Consider the following 25,270-nt stretch of genomic DNA (forward strand, 5'->3'; position numbering starts at 1 on the left):
GAGGGCCGCGGCCGTCGCGACCGCCGCGAGCGGGGCAGCGACCGCGCCGACGGCCGCCGCGAGCGCCGTGACCGCGGTGCCAAGGCCGACGACCAGGGCCAGGGTGGCCAGGGTCAGGGTCAGGGTGGTCAGGGCCAGGGTGGCCAGGGCCAGCAGGGCGGCCGCCAGGACCGGACCGACCGTCAGGACCGCCAGCAGGGCGGCCGCGGCCAGGGTCAGCAGGGCGGCCAGGGCCAGCAGGGCGGTCGTCAGGACCGGGACCGTCAGGACAACGGTCCGCAGGACGACTTCGACGAGGACGGCCGTCGCGGCCGTCGCGGCCGCTACCGCGACCGCCGTGGCCGTCGCGGGCGCGACGAGTTCGCCCCGGTCGAGACCGCGGTCGCCGACGACGACGTCCTGATCCCCGTCGCGGGCATCCTCGACATCCTCGACAACTACGCGTTCATCCGGACCTCGGGCTACCTGCCCGGCCCGAACGACGTGTACGTCTCCCTCGCCCAGGTCCGCAAGGCGGGTCTGCGCAAGGGCGACCACACCACCGGTGCGGTCCGTCAGCCCAAGGACGGCGAGCGCCGCGAGAAGTTCAACGCGCTCGTGCGCCTGGACTCCGTCAACGGCATGGCGCCCGAATCCGGCCGCGGCCGACCGGAGTTCCAGAAGCTGACCCCGCTGTACCCGCAGGACCGGCTCCGCCTGGAGACCGACCCGGGCGTGCTGACCACCCGCATCATCGACCTCGTGTCGCCGATCGGTAAGGGCCAGCGCGGTCTGATCGTGGCCCCGCCGAAGACCGGTAAGACCATGATCATGCAGGCGATCGCCAACGCGATCACGGTCAACAACCCCGAGTGCCACCTGATGGTCGTCCTGGTCGACGAGCGTCCGGAAGAGGTCACCGACATGCAGCGGTCGGTGAAGGGCGAGGTCATCTCCTCGACCTTCGACCGCCCGGCCGAGGACCACACCACCGTCGCCGAGCTGGCCATCGAGCGCGCCAAGCGTCTCGTCGAGCTGGGTCACGACGTGGTCGTCCTGCTGGACTCCATCACCCGCCTGGGACGCGCGTACAACCTCGCCGCCCCCGCCTCCGGCCGCATCCTGTCCGGTGGTGTCGACTCGACCGCGCTGTACCCGCCGAAGCGCTTCTTCGGTGCCGCGCGCAACATCGAGGACGGCGGCTCGCTGACCATCCTGGCCACCGCGCTGGTCGACACCGGCTCGCGCATGGACGAGGTGATCTTCGAGGAGTTCAAGGGCACCGGCAACATGGAGCTCAAGCTCGACCGGAAGCTCGCCGACAAGCGCATCTTCCCGGCCGTCGACGTGGACCCCTCGGGCACCCGCAAGGAGGAGATCCTCCTCAACAGCGAGGAGCTCGCCATCGTCTGGAAGCTGCGCCGGGTGCTGCACGCGCTCGACTCGCAGCAGGCCATCGAGCTGCTCCTCGACAAGATGAAGCAGACGAAGTCGAACGCCGAGTTCCTCATGCAGATCGCGAAGACGACCCCGTCGGGCAAGAACGACGACTGACGTCTCCGCGCAGCACCACCTGCGTGACCGCCGACCGCCCCCGCCGCACCCGCGACGGGGGCGGTCGCGTCGTACCGGGGCCCTGTGCGGGCCATGGCGCTTCGGGCGCGGTGCGACCTCGGCCACAATCCGTACGCCGGCCGACCCGCACAGTGACCCCGCGTCCCCGGGAGAAACCGCAGGCCGGCGGCACATTGCGCGCTGCCCGTCAGCGCGGCCCGACGGGGCGGGCCGGGTTCCGCGCGCCCGGGGCCGTGGAACCCCGGATGGTTTCCGGCCGTCCTTGTCAAAAGGAGCACGGGGAGTCGAACCGAACACGGACGGGCGGGCAGAGCAGAGCATGAGCCAGGACAGCAGGGGACGCGGCCCAAGGGCCGGCGCGGGCCGACGCCGACGGAAGCCGGCCGCGCGCCGCAGGGCCGTCGTCATCGCCGCGTGGACCGCCGCGGGCGTGGTCCTCCTGGGCGGGGCGGGGCTCGGCTACTTCTACGTCACGTTCAACGGCAACCTCAAGACGGTCGACATCGACGCAGCCCTCGGCACGGACCGCCCGCAGAACGTGGACAACGGCTCGATGGACATCCTCGTGCTCGGATCGGACTCCCGGGGCGGCGCCAACGGGGAGTACGGCCAGGACGACGGCGGCTCCGCGCGCTCGGACACGGCGATGATCGTCCACCTCGACGAGGGCCACACCAGGGCCACCGTCATATCGATACCCCGCGACACCCTCGTGACCCGGCCCACCTGCAAGCTCGCGAACGGCAAGAGCGACCTGGGCGGCCCGCGCAAGATGTTCAACGAGTCCTACACCGTCGGCGGGGCCGCCTGCGCGGTGGCGACCGTGGAGAAGATGTCGGGGATCCGCATGGATCACTACCTCGAAGTCGACTTCACGGGCTTCAAGGAGATCATCGACAAGCTCGGCGGCGTCGAGGTGACGACCACCAAGCCGATCAAGGACGACTACAGCCACCTCGACCTGCCCGCCGGGACGAACAGGCTGAACGGCGAGCAGGCCCTCGGCCTCGTCCGCACCCGGCACGGCGTCGGCGACGGCGGCGACCTGGGCCGGATACAGCTCCAGCAGGCCTTCATCAAGGCGCTGATCAAGCAGGTCAAGACCATCGGCGTCTTCGACAACCCGAAGAAGCTGCTCGACGTGGCCGACACCGCCACCAGGGCCATCACCACGGACAAGGCCCTCGGCGACGTGAAGTCCCTCATGGGATTTGCCCAGAGCCTGGAGGGCATCGGCCCCGGGAACATGCAGATGATCACCCTGCCGGTGACCGGAGACGCCCGTGACCCCAACCGGGTCGTCCCGCTCACCAAGGAGTCCAAGATGGTCTGGGACGCGCTGCTGGCCGACCAGGAGGTCCCCGCCGCGGCCACCGCGAACTCGGCCGGCGACAAGGGCACGGCCGGTACGGTCGTCCGGTAGCCCGAACCGCCTGGTGGGACGGGTTCCCCCGGGCCGTGGAATAGATGCCCGCCCCCTGCCGTTGAGGGAGGCGTCCTCAGAATTTTGACAGGCAGCCCGGTCCTGGCAGACTGGTCTGTCGGCCCCGGTTCACGCAGCGCGCAATTCGGCTCCTGCGACCCGGCGCCCTCCCGAATCTAGGAGACACCTTGAAGCGCGATGTTCACCCCCAGTACGTCGAGACCCAGGTCAGCTGCACCTGTGGCGCGTCGTTCACCACTCGTAGCACCCTGACCGAAGGCACCATCCGTGCCGAGGTCTGCTCCGAGTGCCACCCGTTCTACACGGGCAAGCAGAAGATCCTCGACACCGGTGGCCGCGTGGCCCGCTTCGAGGCCCGCTTCGGCAAGGCTGCACAGAAGTAGCGAGCCTCAGGCGCCGGATCCCGGCTGCACCCTGTACGTACGGGGGCAGCCGGACCGGCGCCTTTCTCGTCCCGCAGCCCTTTTCTTCACATTCACCATCTTCAGGAGCCCCCGATGTTCGAGGCGGTCGAGGAACTGATCGGCGAGCACGCCGATCTTGAGAAGAAGCTCGCCGACCCTTCGGTCCACTCGGATCAGGCCAACGCGCGCAAGCTCAACAAGCGCTACGCGGAGCTGACCCCGATCGTCGCGACCTTCCGTGCCTGGAAGCAGTCCGCCGAGGACATCGAGACGGCGAAGGAGTTCGCGGCCGACGACCCGGACTTCGTGGCAGAGGTCAAGGAACTGACCGCACAGCGCGAAGAGCTCACCGAGAAGCTCCGCCTGCTGCTCGTTCCGCGCGACCCCAGCGACGACAAGGACGTGCTCCTGGAGGTCAAGGCGGGTGCGGGCGGTGACGAGTCGGCCCTGTTCGCCGGCGACCTGCTGCGCATGTACCTGCGCTACGCCGAGCGCGTGGGCTGGAAGACCGAGATCATCGACGCCACCGAGTCCGAGCTCGGCGGCTACAAGGACGTCCAGGTCTCCGTCCGCACCAAGGGCGGCAACGGCGCCACCGAGCCCGGCCAGGGCGTCTGGGCCCGCCTGAAGTACGAGGGCGGCGTGCACCGCGTGCAGCGCGTTCCGGCCACCGAGTCCCAGGGCCGCATCCACACCTCCGCCGCCGGCGTGCTCGTCACCCCGGAAGCCGAGGAGGTGGAGGTCGAGGTCAACATGAACGACCTCCGCATCGACGTGTACCGCTCCTCGGGCCCCGGCGGCCAGTCCGTCAACACCACCGACTCGGCCGTGCGCATCACGCACATCCCGACCGGTGTGGTCGCCTCCTGCCAGAACGAGAAGAGCCAGCTCCAGAACAAGGAGCAGGCGATGCGCATCCTGCGCTCGCGCCTGCTGGCCGCAGCCCAGGAAGCCGCCGAGCAGGAGGCCTCCGACGTGCGCCGCAGCCAGGTGCGCTCCGTGGACCGCTCCGAGAAGATCCGTACGTACAACTACCCGGAAAACCGGATCTCGGACCACCGCACGGGCTTCAAGGCGTACAACTTGGACCAGGTCCTCGACGGAGACCTCGACCCGGTCATCCAGGCCTGCGTCGACACGGACTCCGCCGCCAAGCTCGCGTCCGCGCACTGAGTCCCGCGCAGGACCCCCGCACCACCCCGCAGGACCCCCGCACCACCCCCCCGTACGACAGCAGCCCGGAGGACCAGCGTGAACTTGCTGCTTGCCGAGGTGGCCCAGGCCACCCAGCGGCTGGCCGCCGCCGGCGTGCCCTCACCGCGTTTCGACGCGGAGGAGCTCGCGGCCTTCGTGCACGGCGTCAAGCGGGGGGAACTCCACCACGTCAAGGACGCGGACTTCGATGCCCGCTACTGGGAGGCCGTCGCCCGCCGCGAGGCGCGAGAGCCGCTCCAGCACATCACCGGCCGCGCCTTCTTCCGGTACCTGGAGCTCCAGGTCGGGCCCGGGGTCTTCGTGCCCCGGCCCGAGACCGAGTCGGTCGTGGACTGGGCCATACAGGCCGTCCGGGCGATGGACGTCGTCGAACCGCTGATCGTGGACCTCTGCACCGGCTCCGGCGCCATCGCGCTCGCGATGGCGCAGGAGGTGCCGCGCTCGCGCGTGCACGCCGTCGAGCTGTCCGAGGACGCCCTGCGGTGGACCCGTAAGAACGCCGAGGGATCCCGGGTCACCGTCCACCAGGGCAACGCGCTGAGCGCGCTGCCCGAGCTGGACGGCCAGGTCGACCTCGTCATCTCCAACCCGCCGTACATCCCGCTCACCGAGTGGGAGTACGTGGCACCCGAGGCCCGCGACCACGACCCCGAGATGGCACTGTTCTCCGGCGAGGACGGCCTGGACACCATCCGGGGCATCGAGCGCACCGCCCACCGGCTGCTGCGCCCCGGCGGGATCGTCGTCATCGAGCACGCCGACACCCAGGGCGGACAGGTCCCGTGGATCTTCGCCGAGGAGCGGGGCTGGGCCGACGCCGCGGACCACCCCGACCTCAACAACCGCCCGCGCTTCGCGACCGCCCGCAAGGCCCTGCCGTGACCGGCCCCGTCATGCCCGGTTCGGTCACCGCGCGCATTCCCGCCACCCCCCTGCTGCACGAGGAGGCCCGCTGATGGCCCGGCGATACGACTGCAACGACGCGACGGACCGCAAGACGGGCCTGCGTGAAGCCGCCTCCGCCGTCCGCCGCGGCGAGCTCGTCGTGCTGCCCACCGACACCCTCTACGGGATCGGCGCGGACGCCTTCAGCGCGGAAGCCGTCGGCGACCTGCTCGCCGCCAAGGGGCGCGGCCGCAACATGCCCACCCCCGTCCTCATCGGCTCCCCGAACACCCTGCACGGCCTGGTCACCGACTTCTCCGAGCAGGCGTGGGAGCTCGTCGACGCCTTCTGGCCCGGCGCGCTGACCCTGGTCGCCAAGCACCAGCCCTCGCTGGCGTGGGACCTCGGTGAGACCGGCGGGACCGTGGCCGTACGCATGCCCCTGCACCCCGTCGCGATCGAGCTGCTGACCGAGGTCGGACCGATGGCGGTGTCCTCGGCGAACCTGACCGGACACCCGGCGCCCGAGGACTGCGACGCGGCCCGCGAGATGCTCGGCGACTCCGTGTCCGTGTACCTGGACGGCGGCCCGACCCCGGGCATCCAGCCCTCGTCGATCGTCGACGTCACCGGGAAGGTTCCCGTCCTGCTGCGCGAGGGGGCACTGACCGCCGAGCAGCTGCGGGAGGTCGTGCCCGACCTCGAGGTGGCTCCGTGAGCCCTGAGGGGCGTGGCATAGCCGGGGACAGCACCTTCCGCATACTCCACGTCAGCACCGGCAACGTGTGCCGCTCGCCCATCACCGAGCGGCTGACCCGGCACGCGCTGTCCCACCGGCTCGGTGGCCCCGTCACCGGCGACCTGATCGTGGAGAGCGCGGGCACGTGGGGCCACGAGGGCGCGCCCATGGAGGCCAACGCGGCCGCCGTGCTGGCCGACTTCGGGGCGGACGCCTCCGGTTTCACCGGCCGTGAGCTCCTGGACGAGCACGTCATACGCGCGGACCTGGTCCTGACCGCCACCCGCGACCACCGCGCCCAGGTGATCTCGATGGGGCACTCGGCGGGGCTGCGCACCTTCACGCTGAAGGAGTTCACCCGGCTGGTGCGGGCGATAGACCCGGCGACGCTGCCGCCGCTGGAGGACGGGATGGTGGAGCGGGCCCGCGCGCTGGTCCGTGCCGCCGCCGCTCTACGCGGGTGGCTCCTGGCGCCGTCCCCGGACGCGGACGAGGTGTACGACCCGTACGGGGCGCCGATCACCTTCTTCCGGTCGATCGGCGACGAGATCAACCAGGCGCTGGACCCCGTGGTCACGGCCCTGACGGGCGTCACGGCTTCCCGCTGACCAGCGGCACCGTCGCCGGGGGCGCTGCCCCCGAACCTCCGCGCCCCGAATGCCGGCGGGCCTGAATTCGCCGGATGCGTCGCGAGGCGCGATGCGCGGCCCAGGCCTACAGTGGCTGGTACCCGGTATGCGGTACCCCCCTGGAGTCGCGCCATGAGCGTCATCACCCAGCCCCTGGACCTGCTGCGGCAGCAGGATCCGCAGATGGCCGACGTCCTCGACGGGGAGCGGCAGCGCCAGGCGACCGGGCTGCAGCTGATCGCCGCCGAGAACTTCACCTCCGCCGCCGTGCTCACCGCACTGGGATCGGTGCTCGCCAACAAGTACGCCGAGGGGTACCCCGGAGCCCGCCACCACGGCGGCTGCTCGTACGCCGACCTCGCCGAGCAGATCGCCGTCGAGCGGGCCCGCGCCCTCTTCGGCGCCGAGCACGCGAACGTGCAGCCGCACTCCGGATCCGCCGCCGTGCTCGCCTCGTACGCCGCGCTGCTGCGGCCCGGGGACACCGTGCTGGCCATGGCGCTGACCTCCGGGGGCCACCTCACCCACGGGTCGCCCGCCAACTTCTCGGGGCGCTGGTTCGACTTCGTCGGGTACGGCGTGGACGCCGAGACCGGGCTCATCGACTACGCCGAGGTGCAGCGGCTCGCGCACGAGCACCGGCCCAAGGCCATCGTGTGCGGGTCCATCTCCTACCCGAGGCACCCCGAGTACTCCGTGTTCCGGGAGATCGCCGACGAGGTCGGGGCCTTCCTGATCGCCGACGCCGCCCACCCCATCGGGCTCGTGGCGGGCGGGGCCGCGCCCAGCCCCGTGCCCTACGCCGACATCGTCGTGGCCACCACGCACAAGGTGCTCCGGGGACCGCGCGGCGGGATGATCCTGTGCGGGGCCGAGTTCGCGGAGCGGATCGACCGGGCGGTGTTCCCCTTCACCCAGGGCGGCCCGCAGATGCACACCATCGCCGCCAAGGCCGTGGCCTTCGGCGAGGCCGCCGGGCCCGCCTTCACCTCGTACGCGCACCGGGTGGTCGCCAACGGCCGCGCCCTGGCCGACGCGCTCGCCGCCCGCGGATTCGCGGTCACGACCGGGGGGACCGACACCCACTTGATCACCGCCGACCCCGCACCGCTGGGCCTCGACGGTGCGGGAGCCCGCGGCCGGCTGGCCGCCGCCGGGATCGTGCTGGACACGTGCGCCCTTCCGTACGGTGACCAGCGCGGGATCCGCCTCGGTACCGCCGCGGTGACCACCCAGGGCATGGGGGAGGAGGAGATGGGCCGGATCGCCGAGCTGTTCACGGCCGCGCTGAGCGGCGGGGAGCCCGCGAAGATCCGTGGAGACGTCAACGAGCTGGTGGTCAGATTTCCGCCGTATGGGGTTTAAGCGGGGCAAGCGCGGCGTACCGCAACCGGGATACCGCCCCTGCGCGTCCCCGACAGTGAGTACTTCGCAGCTAGTGTGTGGGGCTGAGATGGCCGGCGATACATCTGGGGCAGCCCGTGCGTGAATATCTGCTGACGCTTTGCGTCACGGTCGCGGTGACTTATCTACTCACCGGGCCCGTGCGGAAGTTCGCGATCGCCGTGGGCGCGATGCCCGAGATCCGTGCCCGCGACGTGCACCGGGAGCCCACGCCGCGGCTCGGCGGCATCGCGATGTTCGGCGGACTGTGCGCCGGCCTGCTCGTCGCGGACCACCTGCAGAACCTCAACGGGGTCTTCGAGCTGTCGAACGAGCCGCGGGCCCTGCTCTCCGGAGCAGCCCTGATCTGGCTGGTCGGCGTGCTGGACGACAAGTTCGAGCTCGACGCCCTGATCAAGCTCGGCGCCCAGATGATCTCGGCCGGCGTGATGTGCATGCAGGGCCTGACCATCCTGTGGATCCCGATTCCGGGCGTCGGCTCCGTCTCGCTCACCCCCTGGCAGGGCAACCTGCTCACCGTGGCCCTCGTCGTGATCACCATCAACGCGGTGAACTTCGTGGACGGCCTCGACGGCCTCGCCGCCGGCATGGTCTGCATCGCGACCTGTGCGTTCTTCCTCTACGGGTACCGGATCTGGTTCGGCTACGGGATCGAGGCGGCCGCGCCCGCGACGCTCTTCGCCGCCATCCTGATGGGCATGTGCCTCGGCTTCCTGCCGCACAACATGCACCCCGCCCGGATCTTCATGGGCGACTCCGGCTCGATGCTCATCGGCCTGGTGCTGGCCGCCGCCGCCATCTCCATCACCGGACAGGTGGACCCGGACGCGATGGCGCTGTTCGTGGGCGGCGAGCGCAACGCGACCCACGCGATGCTGCCGGTCTTCATCCCGCTGATCCTGCCGCTCACGATCATCGCGATCCCGATGACGGACCTGATCCTCGCCATCGTGCGGCGCACCTGGAAGGGCCAGTCACCCTTCGCCGCGGACCGCGGTCACCTCCACCACCGGCTGCTCGAACTCGGGCATTCGCACAGCCGGGCGGTGCTCATCATGTACTTCTGGTCAGGACTGATCGCCTTCGGCACCGTCGCGTACTCGGTGCATTCCGCCTCGATGTGGATCGTGCTGGCGATCTCCGCGCTGAGCGCCGTGGGCCTGCTCCTGCTGCTGCTGCCGCGCTTCACCCCGCGGGCCCCGCAGTGGGCGGAGCGGCTGGTCCCGCCGCGCTACCGGCACGCGGAACGGGCCGCCGAGGCGGCCCTGCAGGACGATGCGGCGCCGGAGCCGGAGCCGGTCCGGCCCATCGCGGCGGGTGTGTCAGGCGTCAACGGGGCGACCGCCATCGGCCCCCGTTCGCGCTTCCCCGACCGGCGTAAGGCCGGTTCCGCGCGCTGACGTCCGGCGCGCATGTCGGACATGAACGCTCTTTACCAGACAAGCCACTTGCGTGTCGCGCACACACGCGCAGGGTCACTCTCATGTGTGACAGTCCGCACACCCTCTGAGTAAAGCTCTCATCAAATACTTTGTGATACCGTTCACTAAACCCGGCGACAGAGCCGAAGGGCCGTAGTGCGACGGTCCATTGGCCCGAGGTTCCCTCTCGGACCGGGCTTACGCTCGTCCTGTACGAGTCCCGTGCCCCCACCACCACGCGGAGCAAACCGCCATGCGGTCAGATGACGTCCGATCCCTCCTGCAATCCGCCGTACCCACGGCTGTCGCCGGCGCTCTCGCCGCCGTCATCAGTGGCATCGTCGCCGGTGGCAAGGGGGCTCTGGGTGCTGTCGTCGCGACGCTGTTGGTGATGCTGTTCATGGGCATCGGATTCCTCGTACTGCAGCGCACGGCGAAATCACTGCCGCACCTGTTCCAGGCCATGGGGCTCATGCTCTACACGGCCCAGATCCTGCTGCTCTTCGTCTTTCTCGCCGTGTTCAAGAACACGACGCTGTTTAACCCCCGGGCCTTCGCCATCACGCTCGTCGTCACCACCCTGGTGTGGATCGGCGCACAGGCGCGTGCTCATATGAAGGCCAAGATCCTCTACGTCGAACCTGACTCGATGAAGGGCGACAAGCCCGGAAATTCGGGCCAGAAGCCGTGAGGGGTAGGGGCGGAATAAGTACGCGTTCGGGATGCTGCTATCGTCCGGTTTCAACTGTGGCAATGCTGGCGCGGGCATCTGAGCTGACGCCTGTTCCATCGCGAGGCTCGATGCCCGAACGCCGCCCCCACATCCGTTACACCAGTCCAGTGCCGAACAGCGGCTGTCCGCCGCGCCGACACAACGAGGTTGCCGTACCTATGCGCCACGCTGAAGGAGCCCGCGGTGAGTGCTGACCCGACGACGGTGCTCGCCTTCGAGACCGATTGCCACATCTTCGACGGTTGTGGATTCCCGGCTCCCGGCCTGCACTCGTTCCTGTTCGAGCCGATCTTCGGGGACGGTGACAGCAGCTCGTACTTCAACAAGACGATGCTGCTGGCGCTCCTCGGTACGGTCGTCATCGTCGGCTTCTTCTGGGCCGCCTTCCGCAAGCCGAAGGTCGTCCCGGGCAAGCTGCAGATGGTGGCGGAGGCCGGCTACGACTTCGTGCGCCGCGGCATCGTCTACGAGACGCTGGGCAAGAAGGAGGGCGAGAAGTACGTCCCCCTGATGGTCTCGCTGTTCTTCTTCGTCTGGATCATGAACCTCTGGTCGATCATTCCGCTCGCCCAGTTCCCGGTGACCGCGATCATCGCGTACCCGGCAGGCCTCGCCGCGATCGTGTACGTGGTCTGGATGAGCGTGACCTTCAAGCGTCACGGCCTCGTCGGTGGTTTCAAGAACCTGACGGGCTACGACAAGTCGCTCGGCGCGGTCCTGCCGATGGTCATGGTCATCGAGTTCTTCTCGAACGTCCTGGTCCGCCCGTTCACCCACGCGGTCCGACTGTTCGCGAACATGTTCGCCGGTCACACCCTGCTGCTGCTCTTCACGATCGCCAGCTGGTACCTGCTGAACGGCATCGGGATCGCCTACGCGGGCGTCTCGTTCGTCATGGTCCTCGTGATGACCGCTTTCGAGCTCTTCATCCAGGCCGTCCAGGCGTACGTCTTCGTCCTCCTGGCCTGCAGCTTCATTCAGGGCGCGCTCGCCGAGCACCACTGACCTTCGCTCCCTGAGTCCCTTATTCGTCCGGTGGCCAACCCCCACCGGTCCGTGAAAGAGAAGGAAGAACTGGCATGTCCCAGACCCTTGCTGCCGTATCCGGCTCCCTCGGCTCCATCGGTTATGGCCTTGCGGCCATCGGCCCCGGCGTCGGCGTCGGCATCATCTTTGGTAACGGCACCCAGGCTCTCGCCCGTCAGCCCGAGGCGGCCGGTCTCATCCGCGCCAACCAGATCCTCGGCTTCGCCTTCTGTGAGGCGCTCGCGCTGATCGGCCTGGTCATGCCGTTCGTCTACGGCAAGTGATCTTCGGATCCACGACCAGCCACTAGACGAAAGGCACTGAAGTGAACCTCCTGGTTCTCGCGGCTGAGGAAGCTCAAAACCCCCTCATTCCGCCGATCCCCGAGCTTGTCATCGGTCTGATCGCCTTCGTCATCGTCCTTGGTTTCCTCGCGAAGAAGCTCCTCCCGAACATCAACAAGGTTCTGGACGAGCGCCGCGAGGCCATCGAAGGCGGTATCGAAAAGGCTGAGGCCGCTCAGACCGAGGCTCAGAGCGTTCTGGAGCAGTACAAGGCCCAGCTCGCCGAAGCCCGGCACGAAGCCGCTCGCCTGCGCCAGGATGCTCTGGAGCAGGGCACTGCGCTCAAGGAAGAACTGCGCGCAGAGGGCCAGCGGCAGCGTGAGGAGATCATCGCTGCCGGTCACGCCCAGATCGCGGCTGACCGCAAGGCTGCCTCTTCGGCGCTCCGTCAGGACGTCGGCAAGCTGGCGACCGACCTGGCCGGAAAGCTCGTAGGCGAGTCCCTCGAGGACCACGCCCGGCAGAGCCGCACGATCGACCGCTTCCTCAGCGAGCTTGAGGAGAAGGCCGAGGCCGCCCGATGAACGGAGCGAGCCGCGACGCGCTGGCCACCGCCCGCGAGCGTCTCGACGCGCTGACGGACAACACGTCCGTCGACGCGGCGAAGCTCGCCGGCGAGCTGGCGGCCGTCACCGCGCTGCTCGACCGTGAGGTCTCGCTGCGTCGGGTCATCACGGACCCGGCGCAGTCCGGCGAGGCCAAGGCCGAGCTGGCCGGTCGTCTGCTCGGCGGCCAGGTGGGCGGGGAAACCCTCGACCTGGTGTCCGGCATGGTCCGGTCCCGCTGGTCGCAGTCCCGTGACCTGGTGGACTCGCTCGAGGTCCTGGCGGCCACCGCCGACCTCACGGCAGCCCAGAGCAGCGGAGGCCTCGACGACGTCGAGGACGAGCTGTTCCGGTTCGGCCGGATCGTCACTTCGAGCACCGAGCTGCGCGCAGCACTGACCGACCGGTCGGCCACCGCCGCCGCCAAGAGCCAGCTGCTCCGCAGCCTGCTCGGCGGCAAGGCGAACGCCGTCACCGAGCGGCTGGTCACGCGTCTCGTCACGCACCCGCGTGGACGTAGCCTGGAAGCGGGACTCGAGTCCCTTTCCAAGGTCGCCGCCGAGCGTCGTGGCCGCATGGTCGCCACCGTGACCACCGCGGTTCCGCTCAGCGACGTCCAGAAGCAGCGTCTCGGCGCGGTGCTGGCCAAGCTGTACGGCCGCCCGATGCACCTGAACCTCGACGTGGACCCGACGGTCCTCGGCGGGATCTCGGTGCGGGTCGGCGACGAGGTCATCGACGGCACCATCTCGGACCGCATCGCAGAGGCGTCCCGACGCATGGCCGGCTGACCAGCCACCAATTAGTACGAAGCATTCCTAGCGGCCCGGTTGGGCCGTGCAGAACTTGCAGAAGATTCCTGGGGGTCGCCCCCAGACCCCTAAGAAGCTTCAGGCCCAACAAGGAGAGCAGGGAACCCAGATGGCGGAGCTCACGATCCGGCCGGAGGAGATCCGGGACGCACTGGAGAACTTTGTCCAGTCGTACCAGCCGGACGCGGCCTCGCGCGAGGAGGTCGGTACGGTCAGCGTTGCCGGCGACGGCATCGCGAAGGTGGAGGGCCTGCCCTCCGCCATGGCGAACGAGCTGCTGAAGTTCGAGGACGGAACCCTTGGTCTCGCCCTGAACCTCGACGAGCGCGAGATCGGTGCGGTCGTCCTCGGCGAGTTCAGCGGTATCGAGGAGGGCCAGCCGGTGCAGCGCACCGGTGAGGTGCTCTCCGTCGGCGTCGGCGAGGGTTACCTCGGCCGCGTTGTCGACCCGCTCGGCAACCCGATCGACGGCCTCGGCGAGATCGCGACCGAGGGCCGCCGCGCCCTCGAGCTGCAGGCCCCCGGCGTCATGGTCCGCAAGTCGGTCCACGAGCCGATGCAGACCGGCTACAAGGCCATCGACGCGATGGTGCCGGTCGGCCGTGGTCAGCGTCAGCTGATCATCGGTGACCGTCAGACCGGCAAGACCGCTCTGGCCGTCGACACGATCATCAACCAGCGCGACAACTGGCGCTCGGGCGACGTGAACAAGCAGGTTCGCTGCATCTACGTCGCCATCGGCCAGAAGGGCTCGACCATCGCGTCCGTTCGCGGCGCCCTGGAAGACGCCGGCGCGCTCGAGTACACGACGATCGTCGCCGCCCCGGCCTCCGACCCGGCCGGCTTCAAGTACCTGGCGCCGTACACCGGCTCGGCCATCGGCCAGCACTGGATGTACGCCGGCAAGCACGTCCTGATCATCTTCGACGACCTGTCGAAGCAGGCCGACGCCTACCGCGCCGTGTCGCTGCTGCTGCGCCGTCCGCCGGGCCGCGAGGCCTACCCGGGCGACGTCTTCTACCTGCACTCCCGTCTGCTGGAGCGTTGCGCCAAGCTCTCCGACGACATGGGTGCCGGTTCGATGACCGGTCTGCCGATCGTCGAGACCAAGGCGAACGACGTGTCGGCGTTCATCCCGACCAACGTCATCTCCATCACCGACGGCCAGTGCTTCCTTGAGTCCGACCTGTTCAACGCGGGCCAGCGCCCGGCGCTGAACGTCGGTATCTCGGTCTCCCGCGTCGGTGGCTCGGCCCAGCACAAGGCCATGAAGCAGGTTTCCGGCCGTCTGCGCCTGGACCTCGCCCAGTACCGCGAGCTGGAGGCGTTCGCCGCCTTCGGTTCCGACCTGGACGCCGCCTCGAAGGCCTCGCTGGAGCGCGGCAAGCGCCTGGTGGAGCTGCTGAAGCAGGGCCAGTACCAGCCGATGCCCGTCGAGGAGCAGGTCGTCTCCGTCTGGGCCGGCACCACCGGCAAGATGGACGACGTCCCGGTCAACGACATCCGTCGCTTCGAGTCGGAGCTGCTGGACCACCTGCGCCTCGAGCGCAAGGAGCTCCTCACCTCCATCGCGGACGGCGGCAAGATGTCGGACGACACGCTGACGTCCATCGCCGACGCGATCGCCAACTTCAAGCGGCAGTTCGAGACCTCGGACGGCAAGCTCCTGGGCGAGGACGTACCGGCCGTCAACGTCTCCAAGTGACGACGGAAGGGACCTGACTCATGGGAGCGCAGCTCCGGGTCTACAAGCGTCGCATCCGTGCCATCACGGCGACCAAGAAGATCACCAAGGCGATGGAGATGATCGCCGCCTCGCGCATCGTCAAGGCGCAGCGCAAGGTGGCGGCGTCGATGCCGTACGCGACCGAGCTCACCCGTGCGGTGACCGCGGTGGCGACCGGTTCGAACACCAAGCACGCCCTGACCACGGAGGTCGAGGCGCCGGTGCGCGCCGCGATCGTGCTCATCACGAGCGACCGCGGTCTGGCCGGCGGCTACTCCTCGAACGCCATCAAGCAGGCGGAGCGGCTCACCGAGCGGCTGCGCGGCGAGGGCAAGGAGGTCGACACCTACATCGTCGGCCGCAAGGGTGTCGCCTACTACGGTTTCCGTGAGCGCAAGGTCACGGAGTCGTGGACCGGCTTCACCGACAGCCCGGCCTACGCCGACGCCAAGCGCGTCGCGGCGCCGCTGATCGAGGCCATCCAGACGGTTACGGCCGAGGGTGGCGTCGACGAGCTGCACATCGTCTACACGGAATTCGTGTCGATGATGACGCAGAACGCGGTGGACGGCCGGATGCTGCCGCTCAGCCTCGACCAGGCTGCGGAGGAGAGCGGTACGAAGGGCGAGATCCTTCCGCTGTTCGACTTCGAGCCGTCGGCGGAGGACGTCCTCGACGCCCTTCTGCCGCGCTACGTCGAGAGCCGCATCTACAACGCACTGCTGCAGTCGGCCGCCTCCGAGCACGCCGCCCGCCGCCGCGCGATGAAGTCGGCTACCGACAACGCCGGGGATCTCATCAAGAGCCTCTCCCGGCTTGCCAACGCGGCCCGCCAGGCCGAAATCACCCAGGAAATCAGCGAGATCGTCGGTGGCGCCAGCGCCATGGCTGACGCGACCGCGGGGAGTGACAAGTAATGACGACCACTGTTGAGACGGCCGCCGCCACGGGCCGCGTCGCCCGGGTCATCGGCCCGGTCGTCGACGTGGAGTTCCCCGTCGACGCCATGCCCGAGATCTACAACGCCCTCAAGGTCCAGGTCGCAGACCCGGCCGAGGACGGCAAGCTGAAGACGCTGACCCTGGAAGTCGCCCAGCACCTGGGTGACGGCCTGGTCCGCACCATCTCCATGCAGCCCACCGACGGCCTGGTCCGCCAGGCCGCGGTGACCGACACGGGCGAGGGCATCACCGTCCCCGTCGGTGACTTCACCAAGGGCAAGGTGTTCAACACCCTCGGTGAGGTGCTGAACTACCCGGAGGAGAACGCCAACGTCACCGAGCGCTGGCCGATCCACCGCAAGGCGCCCCGCTTCGACGAGCTCGAGTCGAAGACCGAGATGTTCGAGACCGGCGTCAAGGTCATCGACCTTCTCACCCCGTACGTCAAGGGTGGAAAGATCGGTCTGTTCGGTGGTGCCGGTGTCGGCAAGACCGTTCTGATCCAGGAAATGATCTACCGCGTCGCCAACAACCACGACGGTGTGTCGGTCTTCGCGGGCGTCGGTGAGCGTACCCGTGAGGGCAACGACCTCATCGAGGAAATGGCCGAGTCGGGCGTCATCGACAAGACGGCGCTTGTCTTCGGCCAGATGGACGAGCCCCCGGGCACCCGTCTTCGCGTCGCGCTCGCCGGTCTGACCATGGCGGAGTACTTCCGCGATGTGCAGAAGCAGGACGTGCTCTTCTTCATCGACAACATCTTCCGTTACACCCAGGCCGGTTCGGAGGTGTCGACCCTTCTGGGCCGCATGCCGTCCGCCGTGGGTTACCAGCCGAACCTGGCTGACGAGATGGGTCTGCTGCAGGAGCGCATCACCTCGACCCGCGGTCACTCGATCACCTCGATGCAGGCGATCTACGTCCCCGCGGACGACCTGACCGACCCGGCGCCGGCCACCACCTTCGCCCACCTCGACGCGACGACGGTTCTTTCCCGTCCGATCTCCGAGAAGGGCATCTACCCGGCCGTGGACCCGCTGGACTCGACGTCCCGCATCCTCGACCCGCGGTACATCGCGGCGGACCACTACGCCACGGCGATGCGCGTCAAGGGGATCCTCCAGAAGTACAAGGACCTCCAGGACATCATCGCGATCCTCGGTATCGACGAGCTGGGCGAGGAGGACAAGCTCGTTGTCCACCGTGCCCGTCGTGTCGAGCGCTTCCTGTCGCAGAACACGCACGTCGCCAAGCAGTTCACCGGCGTCGACGGTTCGGACGTTCCGCTCGAGGAGTCGATCACGGCCTTCAACGCGATCTGCGACGGAGACTACGACCACTTCCCCGAGCAGGCGTTCTTCCTGTGCGGTGGCATCGAGGACCTGAAGGCGAACGCCAAGGAGCTGGGCGTCTCCTGAAGCCGCGCTCATCCGTGAGCACAGCTGACTGACGGAGAGGGGCGGGTGTGTCCCGTCCCTCTCCCCACGCCCATTAGAATTTGACCCAACACCCGGCTTTCCCGCCGGGTGGTGACCCGAGGAGCCACCTTGGCTGCTGAGCTGCACGTCGAGCTGGTCGCGGCGGACCGGAATGTCTGGTCCGGCGAGGCCACCCTGGTTGTCGCCCGCACCACGTCCGGCGACATCGGCGTCATGCCCGGTCACCAGCCGCTTCTCGGTGTGCTGGAATCGGGCCCGGTGACCATCCGTACCGTCGGGGGCAACACTGTTGTCGCCGCGGTGCACGGCGGATTCATCTCGTTCGCGGACAACAAGTTGTCCCTGCTGGCCGAGATCGCCGAGCTTGCCGACGAGATCGATGTCGAGCGGGCGGAGCGGGCACTGGAGCGCGCGAAGTCGGAGACCGATGGGGCCGCCGAACGTCGCGCCGATGTCCGGCTGCGCGCGGTTTCGGGGCGCTGAGCCCCGGTACCGGTAAGAGTTTCAAACCTCAGCCGCGGCCTGTTCCGGAATTTTCCGGACCGGGTCGCGGCTGAGGCGATGCGGGTCCGGACCAGACTCTGTCTGGCAAGAACTCAGTCGTGCGGTATTCGATGAGCGAGGAGGTCGGTGAAAGATGCTCCTCGCTCTGCTTGTGAGCGGCCTGGTCGTAGTAGCCCTGGTGGTGATCGGGCTGTTTGTGTTCGGGCTGCGCCGCAGGCTGATCCAGCGCTCCGGCGGCACCTTCGACTGCAGCATGCGCTGGGGCGTGTCCGAGGAACCCGACGTCTCCGGCAAGGGCTGGGTGTACGGGGTCGCGCGCTACAGCGGCGACCGCATCGACTGGTTCCGTGTCTTCAGCTACTCCCCGCGGCCGCGCCGGCTGCTGGAGCGGTCCTCGATCGAGGTCATCGCCCGCCGTGCGCCCGAGGGCGAGGAGGAGCTGGCCCTGCTCTCCGACGCCGTCGTCCTCGGCTGCCTGCACCGCGGCATCCGCCTCGAGCTGGCGATGAGCGAGGACGCGCTGACCGGCTTCCTGGCCTGGCTGGAGGCTGCGCCCCCCGGGCAGAGGGTGAACGTCGCCTGAGGCCCGCAGCGCCGGGCCGTGCGCGCGGCGCGTGACGAGGCGCCCGAAAGTGAAGAAGCCGGGGAGACGGGGGCGGACCCGTCTCCCCGGCTTCGGTCTTTCTACTGCAGGCCGCTGTGGATCGCGGAGGCCAGTTCACCGTTCGTGGTGTCGCCGCTGAACTCCCAGAAGAAGGCTCCCTTGAGGCCCTGCTGCTTGGCCCAGGTCATCTTCCCGGCGATGGTGGCGGGGGTGTCGTAGCTCCACCAGTTGCTGCCGCACTTGGCGTAGGCGGTGCCGGCGATGGTGCCCGTGGCCGGGCAGCTGTTCTTGAGCACCTTGTAGTCCTCGATGCCCTGCTCGTACGTGCCGGCGGCGGGGCCGGTGGCGGTGCCGCCCGGGGTGGCCTGGGTGACGCCGGTCCAGCCGCGGCCGTAGAAGCCGATGCCGAGGTTGAGCTTGGAGCCGGCGATGCCCTTGCCCTTGAGCTTGGTGATGGCGGCCTCGGAGTTGAAGCCCTGCTGGGGTATGCCGGTGTACGAGGTGAGCGGGGAGTGCGGGGCCGTCGGGCCCTGTGCGGCCCAGGCGCCGAAGAAGTCGTAGGTCATCACGTTGTAGAAGTCGACGTACTGCGCCGCTCCCGCGTAGTCCGCGGCGTCCAGCTTGCCGCCGTTGGAACCGTCGGCGGAGATGGCGGCGGTGACCAGGTTGCTCGTGCCGAACTTGGCGCGCATGGCCTGCATCATGTTCTTGAGGGAGGCCGCTCCACTGGTGTCGCAGGTCAGGCCGCAGGCGTTCGGGTACTCCCAGTCCAGGTCGATGCCGTCGAAGACGTCGGCCCAGCGCGGGTCCTCGACCAGGTCGTAGCAGGACTGGGCGAAGGCGGCCGGGTTCTGCGAGGCCTGGCCGAAGCCGCCGGACCAGGTCCAGCCGCCGAAGGACCACAGCACCTTGATGTTCGGGTACTTCTTCTTCAGCTCGCGCAGCTGGTTGAAGTTGCCGCGCAGCGGCTGGTCCCAGGTGTCGGCGACGCCGTCGACGCTCTGGTCGGCGGTGTAGGCCTTCTCGTAGTCGGCGTAGGAGTCACCGATCGTGCACTTGCCGCCCTGGACGTTGCCGAAGGCGTAGTTGATGTGGGTGATCTTCGCCGCGGAACCCGAGGTGACCAGGTTCTTCACGTGGTAGTTGCGGCCGTAGACGCCCCACTCCGTGAAGTAGCCGAGCTTGACCGGGCCGCCCGGCGGCGGGGGATCGACGACCCCGCCGGTGGTGGTCACCGAGAGGGCGCCGGAGGAGGGACCGGTCTGGTCGATGGTGTCGCGGGCGGTGACCGTGTAGCTGTAGGTCGTGCCCTTGGTCAGGCCCGAGTCGGTGTACGAGGGGCTGGTGACGGTGGCGATCTTGGCGCCGCCGCGGAAGACGTCGTAGTTCTTGACGCCCTTGTCGTCGGTGGCCGCGGCCCAGCCGAGGGTCAGCCCGGTGTCGGTGACGCCGCTGGCCGTGGGGGTGCCGGGGGCGCCGGGCGGGTTGTCGGTGGGGGTGGTGCCGCCGTCGCAGCTGCCGCCGTTGACCTTGCAGCCGCTGGGGGCGCCGGAGCCCGTGCCGTTGAAGCCGAAGCTGATGGTGGCGCCGGGAGCCAGGGTGCCGTTCCAGCCGACGTTCTTGCCGGTCCAGTGGGTGCCCGAGCTGGTGACGGTGGCGTCCCAGGCGGAGGTGACGGCGGTGCCGGCCGGGTAGTCCCACTCCACGGTCCAGCTGCTGAGGGTCGTCGTGCCGGTGTTCTTCACCGTCCACTTGCCCTCGAAGCCGGAGCCCCAGTCGGAGACCTTGGTGTACGTCGCGGTGGCCGAGGCGGCCGCCTCGGCGGGACCGGCGATCGCCACCAGTCCGGCGAGGGGCAGGGTGAGGACGGCCAGTGCGGCCGCGACTCTTCGAAACAGCGGTGCGCGTCGTGGGGGTGCTGTGCTCAAGGGTGCTCCTCCGAGGTCCGCAGCGGCCGTGGGGACGGCCGCTGCATGGGGGTGGGACCTGCGCCGCCCGTGAGCGCGCCCCTATGACGTCTTGTCATGGCACGCTCACCACAGTTGTGCGTGAGAGTAGAAAGGTCTGGACCAACCGTCAAGAGGTCCAGACCTCCCGTAGCGACCGCGGAAATATTTCCGGCCGGATTCCGCTAGATCCCCAACTCCTGTGCCAGCACGGCCGCTTGGACCCGGCTGCGCAGCTCCAGCTTGGCCAGCACCCGGCTGACGTGGGTCTTCGCCGTCGCCTCCGCCATCTCCAGGCGCACCGCGATCTCCGCGTTCGACAGCCCCTCGCCCAGGCACCCCAGAACCTCCCGCTCGCGCGGGGTCAGCGACTCCACCGTCGCCGGTACGGGGACCCGTACGGGCGACGGATCCGCGAACTCGGCGATCAGCCGCCGGGTCACCGCCGGGGCGATCAGGCCCTCCCCGCGCGCGACGGTCCGTACCGCCCCGATCAGCTCCGCCGCGTCCGCGTCCTTCAGCAGGAAGCCCGACGCGCCCGCGCGCAGTGCGCCGAAGACGTACTCGTCCAGGTCGAAGGTGGTGAGCACGAGGACGTCGGCCAGGCCCTCCGCGACCACCAGGCGGGTCGCCGACACCCCGTCCAGACGCGGCATCTGCACGTCCATGAGCACCAGGTCGGGGCGCAGCTCGCGGGCCAGGCGCACGGCCTCCTCCCCGTCCGCGGCCTCGCCCGCCACCTCGATGTCGCCGGCGCTGCGCAGGATCAGGACCAGCCCGGCCCGTACCGCGCTCTGGTCCTCCGCCACCACGACCCTGATCGTCACGCCCGTACCGCCTCTTCTTCCACGGGCAGCGTCGCCCGGACCCGCCAGACCGCGTTCGCGCGGCCCGCTTCGAACGCTCCGCCGAGCAGCTCCGTCCGCTCGCGCATGCCGATCAGGCCCGCGCCGGAGCCGGGCGCGCGGGGGCCGGGGCGCTCGCCGTAGGGGGAGTCGACCGTCACGCGCAGCGCGCCGCCTCCGCCCCTGGTGCCGGCCCCGGGGCCCTCGCGGGCCAGGCGGACGGTGACCGTGCCGGGGGCGGCGTGCTTGAGGGCGTTGGTCAGCGACTCCTGGACGATCCGGTACGCGGCCAGCTCCACCGGCGTGGGCAGCGGCTCGCGGTCCTCCCCGGACCCGGCCCCGGGCCGTCCGTCGAGGAGTACGAAGTCCAGCCCGCTCGCGGCCCCGTTCGTACGGGCCTGCTCCAGCAGGGCGTCCAGCGCGTCAAGCGAGGGCGTGGCGACGGCCTCCTGGCCGGCGCCCGCGTTCCGCAGCAGTCCGATCAGCCGGCGCATCTCGGCCAGGCCCTGCACGCTGTTCTCCCGGATCACCCCCAGAGCCTCGCGGCTGGTGGCGGGGGAGTCGATGGAGAGCGCGGCGGTGGAGTGGATGGCGATGGCGGAAAGGTGGTTGGCCACCATGTCGTGCAGCTCGCGGGCCATCCGCGCGCGCTCGGCGACGACTGCCTGCGACCGGTCCATCTCGGCCAGCAGGGCGGTCTGCTCGGCGCGCAGCCGGGCGGCCACGGCGGCCTCGCGGTGGTTGCGCAGCGTGGCGCCGGTCAGGGCAGGGCCGAAGCTCACGATGCCCGTGACCACACCGATCAGCAGGGCCTGCGGGGTGCGCAGCCAGGCCACGGAGGCGATGGTCACGGCGACGGTGATCAGGCCGGTGATCAGCGGGAGGCGGCGGGCCATGGCCGGTTTGCCGTAGACGACGGCCGCGTACATCAGGTCGGTGAAGATCAGGACGGTGGCCAGGTTCCCCACGGTGAACTGGTCGGCGATCAGCCCGGCGGTGCCGACGGCGAGCGTCAGCCGGGGCGCGCTGCGGCGCAGCAGCTCCATCGCGCCGAGGGCGAGGAGGGGGACCAGCGCCGCCCAGCCGGGGAGCAGGTCGCGGGTGGGGGAGCTGTGCACCCCGAGCGACCACAGGAGCAGGCCGGCGGCCACGCTGAACACGGCGAGCAGCACGTCGTCCCGGTGCGGCGGCGGGATCTTGAGGGTCACGGTCCCATCCAACAGGCTGCGGCGCAGGCGTGCGTCGCCATGGTGACCGAGGCGCCCTACATCGAAGGATGCAGGGCGGCCCCCGGGGATTCGTCTTCGGAGACGAGGAACGGGCGCGATCCGGGCGGGAAGCTGGTGACGTCCCCCACCGCAGGAACGGAGACTCCCGTGATCGTCACCCTGATCATCGCCTGTGAGATCGGCTTCTGGGTCCTGCTGGCCGGCGGCCTGGCCCTGCGCTACCTCGCGAAGCTGCCGAGGACCGGCGCGGCCGTCCTGCTGTGCGAGCCGCTGCTGGAGCTGGTCCTGCTGGCCGCCACCGCCGCGGACCTGCGCGGTGGCGCCGCGCCGGACTGGAAGCACGGCCTCGCCGCGCTGTACCTCGGCTTCACCGTCGCCTACGGGCACTACACCGTGCGCTGGCTCGACGGCCACGTGGCGTACCGCCTGGCCGGGGGCCCGAAGCCGGCCGGCGCCGGATACGGGAGGGCGCGGGCCGTCCACGAGTGGAAGCTGGTCGGCCGGACCCTCCTCGCGGCGGCCGTCGCGATCGTCCTCCTGCAGGCCGCGATCTGGTACGTCGGCGGTTCGGGCGACACCGCCCCGCTGCGCGGATGGCAGCTCACCTCGCTGCGCGTGGCCGGCATCCACGCCCTGATCGCCCTGACGTACGCGGTGTGGCCGAAGCGGGCGCCCGCGAAAGAGACGGCCGAGCGGGCGCCTTCCGGGTACTAGCGGTCGCCGCCCGGGACCCACAGGACGTCGCCGACCTCCTTGTTGGCCGTGCGGGCCAGGATGAAGAGCAGGTCGGAGAGACGGTTGAGGTAGGTCGCCGTCAGCGGGTTCATGACCTCGCCGTGCACCTCCAGGGCCGCCCACGTGGAGCGCTCGGCGCGCCGGACCACCGTGCAGGCCTGGTGCAGGAGGGCGGCTCCGGGGGTGCCGCCGGGGAGGATGAAGCTGCGGAGCTTCTCCAGCTCGCCGTTGAAGAGGTCGCAGTCGGCCTCCAGCTTGTCCACGTAGAACTGCTCGACGCGCAGCGGCGGGTACTCGGGGTTCGGCGCGACCGGGGTACAGAGGTCGGCGCCCACGTCGAACAGGTCGTTCTGCACACGGACCAGGACCTTCACGACATCGGCGGACAGCGAGCCGAGCGCGATCGCCGTCCCGATGGCCGCGTTCGCCTCGTTTGCGTCGGCGTACGCCGAGATCCGCAGATCGGTCTTGGCCGTGCGGCTCATGTCGCCGAGTGCGGTCGTGCCCTTGTCGCCGGTGCGGGTGTAGATGCGCGTGAGGTTCACCATGCCGCCAGCCTAGTCCGGGCCAACTGCGGGCCCCTGTCGTACTGCTGGGCCGTCCCGGTGTGATGTCCGTCATCTGAGACGTGACGCGTGTTACTTCGCGGTCACTCGGCCCCTCGCGGACGCTAGTCTCCGCCGGAGAACGAACGAGGCTGTGCCGTATCTGAGGCCGTGTCCTATTGAAGGCCGTGTCCTATTTAGTGAACTTGGGGTGTGCAGTGGCTGGGAAGCTCGCCGTCATCGGTGCCGGACTGATGGGTTCCGGAATCGCGCAGGTTTCCGCTCAGGCGGGTTGGGACGTCGTGCTGCGCGATGTCACCGACGCCGCTCTGAAGCGCGGTACCGACGGGATCAAGGCCTCGTACGACAGGTTCGTCTCCAAGGGCAAGCTGACGGCCGAGGACGCCGAGGCGGCGCTCGCCCGCATCACCACGACCACCGAGCTCGAAGCGGTCGCCGACGCCGACATCGTCGTCGAGGCCGTCTTCGAGAAGCTCGAGGTCAAGCACGAGATCTTCCGTGCGCTCGACAAGCTCGTGCGCGAGGACGCGATCCTGGCCTCCAACACCTCCGCCATCCCGATCACCAAGATCGCGGCCGTGACGGAGCGTCCGGAGCGGGTCGTCGGCGCGCACTTCTTCTCGCCGGTCCCGATGATGCAGCTGTGCGAACTCGTGCGCGGCTACAAGACGAGCGACGAAACCCTCGCCACCACCCGGGCGTTCGCCGAGTCGGTCGGCAAGACCTGCATCGTCGTCAACCGCGACGTCGCCGGATTCGTGACGACCCGTCTCATTTCGGCACTCGTCGTCGAAGCGGCGAAACTGTACGAATCGGGCGTCGCCTCGGCCGAGGACATCGACATCGCCTGCAAGCTCGGCTTCGGGCACGCGATGGGCCCGCTGGCCACCGCGGACCTCACCGGCGTCGACATCCTGCTGCACGCCACCAGCAACATCTACACGGAGTCCCAGGACGAGAAGTTCGCGCCGCCGGAGCTGATGCGCCGCATGGTGGACGCGGGCGACATCGGCCGCAAGAGCGGTCAGGGCTTCTACAAGCACTGAGCACCAGTTCGAATACCTGCACCCCACAGGGTGAATTAGGTATCGGTTCGCTCACGGTCGGCAACTTCCCTGCCCCCGAGGCAGTCAGTTGGAGTGAGAGTTGCCGACCACGGACCAGTCGGACCATACGCAATCAGTACCGCGCTGCCGGGAGTACACATGCACATCAGGGGCGACCACGCCGAACTCGCTGTCGGGGGTCGCCTCGACGTGCGCAGCGCGGCGGACGCCCGTACGGTCCTGCACACCGCCCTGGACGACGGTCACGGCGACCTCGTGCTGGACCTCACCGGGCTCGACTCCTGGGACGCGACGGGCCTCGGCGTGATCATGGGCGCCCACCGCCGGGCCGGCCGGACCGGCCGCCGGCTCGTCCTGCGCGGGGTGCCGCCGCAGATGCAGCGGCTGCTCGTGGCCACCCGACTGCACCGGATCCTCGCGATCGAGGGCGGGCTGGAAGCGGAGTCGCTGCCGCGCGCGTGACGCCCGTACGCCGTTCACGTGCGCGGGGTCCTGCGCGGCGTCTGCCGTGCC

General features: G+C 69.5%; 26 protein-coding genes. 22 read left to right on the forward strand and 4 right to left on the reverse strand.

The genetic code is table 11. The features are described 5' to 3' along the window. The 19 genes from rho to ABZY57_RS14235 all read left to right on the forward strand — a co-directional run. On the forward strand, positions 1-1,533 hold a 1,533-nt coding region (gene rho / locus ABZY57_RS14145), incomplete at its 5' end, for a transcription termination factor Rho (RefSeq protein ID WP_356511572.1). Positions 1,534-1,873: 340 nt separating this feature from the next. Continuing rightward, positions 1,874-2,977 (forward strand): LCP family protein, encoded by a 1,104-nt coding sequence (locus ABZY57_RS14150; protein ID WP_356511574.1) that lies wholly within the window; start codon positions 1,874-1,876, stop codon positions 2,975-2,977. Between the two features lie 188 nt (positions 2,978-3,165). Then, on the forward strand, positions 3,166-3,381 hold the full coding sequence (rpmE, locus tag ABZY57_RS14155) for a 50S ribosomal protein L31 (protein WP_254384240.1): 216 nt from the start codon (positions 3,166-3,168) through the stop codon (positions 3,379-3,381). A gap of 114 nt (positions 3,382-3,495) precedes the next feature. Further along, the gene (gene prfA / locus ABZY57_RS14160) at positions 3,496-4,575 is read left to right on the forward strand and encodes a peptide chain release factor 1 (protein WP_266881142.1); all 1,080 of its coding nucleotides are present in this window, start codon (positions 3,496-3,498) and stop codon (positions 4,573-4,575) included. Positions 4,576-4,653: 78 nt separating this feature from the next. Continuing rightward, entirely contained in the window at positions 4,654-5,499 is an 846-nt protein-coding gene (gene prmC / locus ABZY57_RS14165) for a peptide chain release factor N(5)-glutamine methyltransferase (protein WP_274549586.1), read from the forward strand. A gap of 73 nt (positions 5,500-5,572) precedes the next feature. Beyond that, on the forward strand, positions 5,573-6,220 hold the full coding sequence (locus ABZY57_RS14170; protein WP_112448421.1) for an L-threonylcarbamoyladenylate synthase: 648 nt from the start codon (positions 5,573-5,575) through the stop codon (positions 6,218-6,220). Next, a complete protein-coding gene (locus tag ABZY57_RS14175) occupies positions 6,217-6,849 on the forward strand; it encodes a protein-tyrosine-phosphatase (protein ID WP_266881145.1) in 633 nt (210 codons plus the stop codon). The genes ABZY57_RS14170 and ABZY57_RS14175 overlap by 4 nt, the downstream gene beginning before the upstream one ends. Positions 6,850-7,002: 153 nt before the next feature. Further along, complete coding sequence (glyA, locus tag ABZY57_RS14180) at positions 7,003-8,235, forward strand: serine hydroxymethyltransferase (RefSeq protein ID WP_356511579.1); 1,233 nt, start codon at positions 7,003-7,005, stop codon at positions 8,233-8,235. 104 nt (positions 8,236-8,339) lie between these two features. After that, positions 8,340-9,674 (forward strand): MraY family glycosyltransferase, encoded by a 1,335-nt coding sequence (locus ABZY57_RS14185; RefSeq protein WP_356511638.1) that lies wholly within the window; start codon positions 8,340-8,342, stop codon positions 9,672-9,674. Between the two features lie 274 nt (positions 9,675-9,948). Further along, positions 9,949-10,386 carry a hypothetical protein gene (locus ABZY57_RS14190; protein WP_356511581.1) on the forward strand — a complete coding sequence of 146 codons (438 nt, stop codon included), beginning with the start codon at positions 9,949-9,951 and terminating at the stop codon, positions 10,384-10,386. Positions 10,387-10,596: 210 nt separating this feature from the next. Then, complete coding sequence (gene atpB, locus ABZY57_RS14195) at positions 10,597-11,433, forward strand: F0F1 ATP synthase subunit A (RefSeq protein ID WP_356511640.1); 837 nt, start codon at positions 10,597-10,599, stop codon at positions 11,431-11,433. Positions 11,434-11,507: 74 nt separating this feature from the next. Further along, on the forward strand, positions 11,508-11,738 hold the full coding sequence (gene atpE / locus ABZY57_RS14200; protein WP_024884520.1) for an ATP synthase F0 subunit C: 231 nt from the start codon (positions 11,508-11,510) through the stop codon (positions 11,736-11,738). A gap of 41 nt (positions 11,739-11,779) precedes the next feature. Continuing rightward, positions 11,780-12,322 (forward strand): F0F1 ATP synthase subunit B, encoded by a 543-nt coding sequence (locus ABZY57_RS14205; protein WP_356511583.1) that lies wholly within the window; start codon positions 11,780-11,782, stop codon positions 12,320-12,322. Further along, entirely contained in the window at positions 12,319-13,134 is an 816-nt protein-coding gene (locus ABZY57_RS14210) for a F0F1 ATP synthase subunit delta (protein WP_356511585.1), read from the forward strand. Before ABZY57_RS14205 ends, ABZY57_RS14210 begins: the two co-directional genes overlap by 4 nt. A 130-nt stretch (positions 13,135-13,264) precedes the next feature. Beyond that, a complete protein-coding gene (gene atpA / locus ABZY57_RS14215) occupies positions 13,265-14,860 on the forward strand; it encodes a F0F1 ATP synthase subunit alpha (protein ID WP_274549590.1) in 1,596 nt (531 codons plus the stop codon). Positions 14,861-14,880: 20 nt separating this feature from the next. After that, on the forward strand, positions 14,881-15,798 hold the full coding sequence (locus ABZY57_RS14220; protein WP_274549591.1) for a F0F1 ATP synthase subunit gamma: 918 nt from the start codon (positions 14,881-14,883) through the stop codon (positions 15,796-15,798). After that, entirely contained in the window at positions 15,798-17,240 is a 1,443-nt protein-coding gene (gene atpD / locus ABZY57_RS14225; protein ID WP_356511588.1) for a F0F1 ATP synthase subunit beta, read from the forward strand. Before ABZY57_RS14220 ends, atpD begins: the two co-directional genes overlap by 1 nt. Positions 17,241-17,369: 129 nt before the next feature. After that, positions 17,370-17,744 carry a F0F1 ATP synthase subunit epsilon gene (locus ABZY57_RS14230; RefSeq protein WP_267752085.1) on the forward strand — a complete coding sequence of 125 codons (375 nt, stop codon included), beginning with the start codon at positions 17,370-17,372 and terminating at the stop codon, positions 17,742-17,744. A 154-nt stretch (positions 17,745-17,898) separates the two neighbouring features. Beyond that, entirely contained in the window at positions 17,899-18,348 is a 450-nt protein-coding gene (locus tag ABZY57_RS14235) for a DUF2550 domain-containing protein (RefSeq protein ID WP_356511590.1), read from the forward strand. Between the two features lie 101 nt (positions 18,349-18,449). Here the strand turns inward: ABZY57_RS14235 and ABZY57_RS14240 are convergent, their stop codons facing one another. From ABZY57_RS14240 to ABZY57_RS14250, 3 genes are all read right to left on the reverse strand, one after another. Continuing rightward, positions 18,450-20,297 (reverse strand): glycoside hydrolase family 18 chitinase, encoded by a 1,848-nt coding sequence (locus tag ABZY57_RS14240; protein WP_356511592.1) that lies wholly within the window; start codon positions 20,295-20,297, stop codon positions 18,450-18,452. A 203-nt stretch (positions 20,298-20,500) separates the two neighbouring features. Continuing rightward, positions 20,501-21,142, reverse strand: a complete 642-nt coding sequence (locus ABZY57_RS14245) for a response regulator transcription factor (RefSeq protein ID WP_356511594.1) — start codon at positions 21,140-21,142, stop codon at positions 20,501-20,503. Next, positions 21,139-22,368 (reverse strand): histidine kinase, encoded by a 1,230-nt coding sequence (locus tag ABZY57_RS14250; protein WP_356511596.1) that lies wholly within the window; start codon positions 22,366-22,368, stop codon positions 21,139-21,141. The genes ABZY57_RS14245 and ABZY57_RS14250 overlap by 4 nt, the downstream gene beginning before the upstream one ends. Positions 22,369-22,536: 168 nt before the next feature. On the opposite strand from ABZY57_RS14250, the gene ABZY57_RS14255 reads away from it, so the two are divergent. Next, complete coding sequence (locus tag ABZY57_RS14255; protein WP_356511598.1) at positions 22,537-23,103, forward strand: hypothetical protein; 567 nt, start codon at positions 22,537-22,539, stop codon at positions 23,101-23,103. Here the strand turns inward: ABZY57_RS14255 and ABZY57_RS14260 are convergent. After that, the gene (locus tag ABZY57_RS14260) at positions 23,100-23,672 is read right to left on the reverse strand and encodes a cob(I)yrinic acid a,c-diamide adenosyltransferase (protein WP_356511599.1); all 573 of its coding nucleotides are present in this window, start codon (positions 23,670-23,672) and stop codon (positions 23,100-23,102) included. The two genes, ABZY57_RS14255 and ABZY57_RS14260, sit on opposite strands and share 4 nt — an antisense overlap. 215 nt (positions 23,673-23,887) lie before the next feature. Here ABZY57_RS14260 and ABZY57_RS14265 point away from each other — a divergent pair, with 215 nt between their 5' ends. Next, positions 23,888-24,736, forward strand: a complete 849-nt coding sequence (locus tag ABZY57_RS14265) for a 3-hydroxyacyl-CoA dehydrogenase family protein (RefSeq protein ID WP_356511601.1) — start codon at positions 23,888-23,890, stop codon at positions 24,734-24,736. Between the two features lie 159 nt (positions 24,737-24,895). Further along, a complete protein-coding gene (locus tag ABZY57_RS14270; RefSeq protein WP_243336243.1) occupies positions 24,896-25,219 on the forward strand; it encodes an STAS domain-containing protein in 324 nt (107 codons plus the stop codon). The last annotated feature ends 51 nt before the right edge of the window (positions 25,220-25,270 follow it).

Source organism: Streptomyces sp. NPDC006450 (assembly GCF_040612195.1).
In the GTDB taxonomy this organism is placed as follows: Bacteria; Actinomycetota; Actinomycetes; order Streptomycetales; family Streptomycetaceae; genus Streptomyces.

Bases quoted from the DNA above. Each gene is read 5' to 3' on its own strand.
- ABZY57_RS14150 (WP_356511574.1), top strand. From the start codon at position 1,874: ATGAGCCAGGACAGCAGGGGACGCGGCCCAAGGGCCGGCGCGGGCCGA.
- prfA (WP_266881142.1), top strand. From the start codon at position 3,496: ATGTTCGAGGCGGTCGAGGAACTGATCGGCGAGCACGCCGATCTTGAG.
- ABZY57_RS14170 (WP_112448421.1), top strand. From the start codon at position 5,573: ATGGCCCGGCGATACGACTGCAACGACGCGACGGACCGCAAGACGGGC.
- glyA (WP_356511579.1), top strand. From the start codon at position 7,003: ATGAGCGTCATCACCCAGCCCCTGGACCTGCTGCGGCAGCAGGATCCG.
- ABZY57_RS14190 (WP_356511581.1), top strand. From the start codon at position 9,949: ATGCGGTCAGATGACGTCCGATCCCTCCTGCAATCCGCCGTACCCACG.
- atpE (WP_024884520.1), top strand. From the start codon at position 11,508: ATGTCCCAGACCCTTGCTGCCGTATCCGGCTCCCTCGGCTCCATCGGT.
- ABZY57_RS14210 (WP_356511585.1), top strand. From the start codon at position 12,319: ATGAACGGAGCGAGCCGCGACGCGCTGGCCACCGCCCGCGAGCGTCTC.
- atpA (WP_274549590.1), top strand. From the start codon at position 13,265: ATGGCGGAGCTCACGATCCGGCCGGAGGAGATCCGGGACGCACTGGAG.
- ABZY57_RS14220 (WP_274549591.1), top strand. From the start codon at position 14,881: ATGGGAGCGCAGCTCCGGGTCTACAAGCGTCGCATCCGTGCCATCACG.
- atpD (WP_356511588.1), top strand. From the start codon at position 15,798: ATGACGACCACTGTTGAGACGGCCGCCGCCACGGGCCGCGTCGCCCGG.
- ABZY57_RS14235 (WP_356511590.1), top strand. From the start codon at position 17,899: ATGCTCCTCGCTCTGCTTGTGAGCGGCCTGGTCGTAGTAGCCCTGGTG.
- ABZY57_RS14260 (WP_356511599.1), bottom strand. From the start codon at position 23,672: ATGGTGAACCTCACGCGCATCTACACCCGCACCGGCGACAAGGGCACG.
- ABZY57_RS14270 (WP_243336243.1), top strand. From the start codon at position 24,896: ATGCACATCAGGGGCGACCACGCCGAACTCGCTGTCGGGGGTCGCCTC.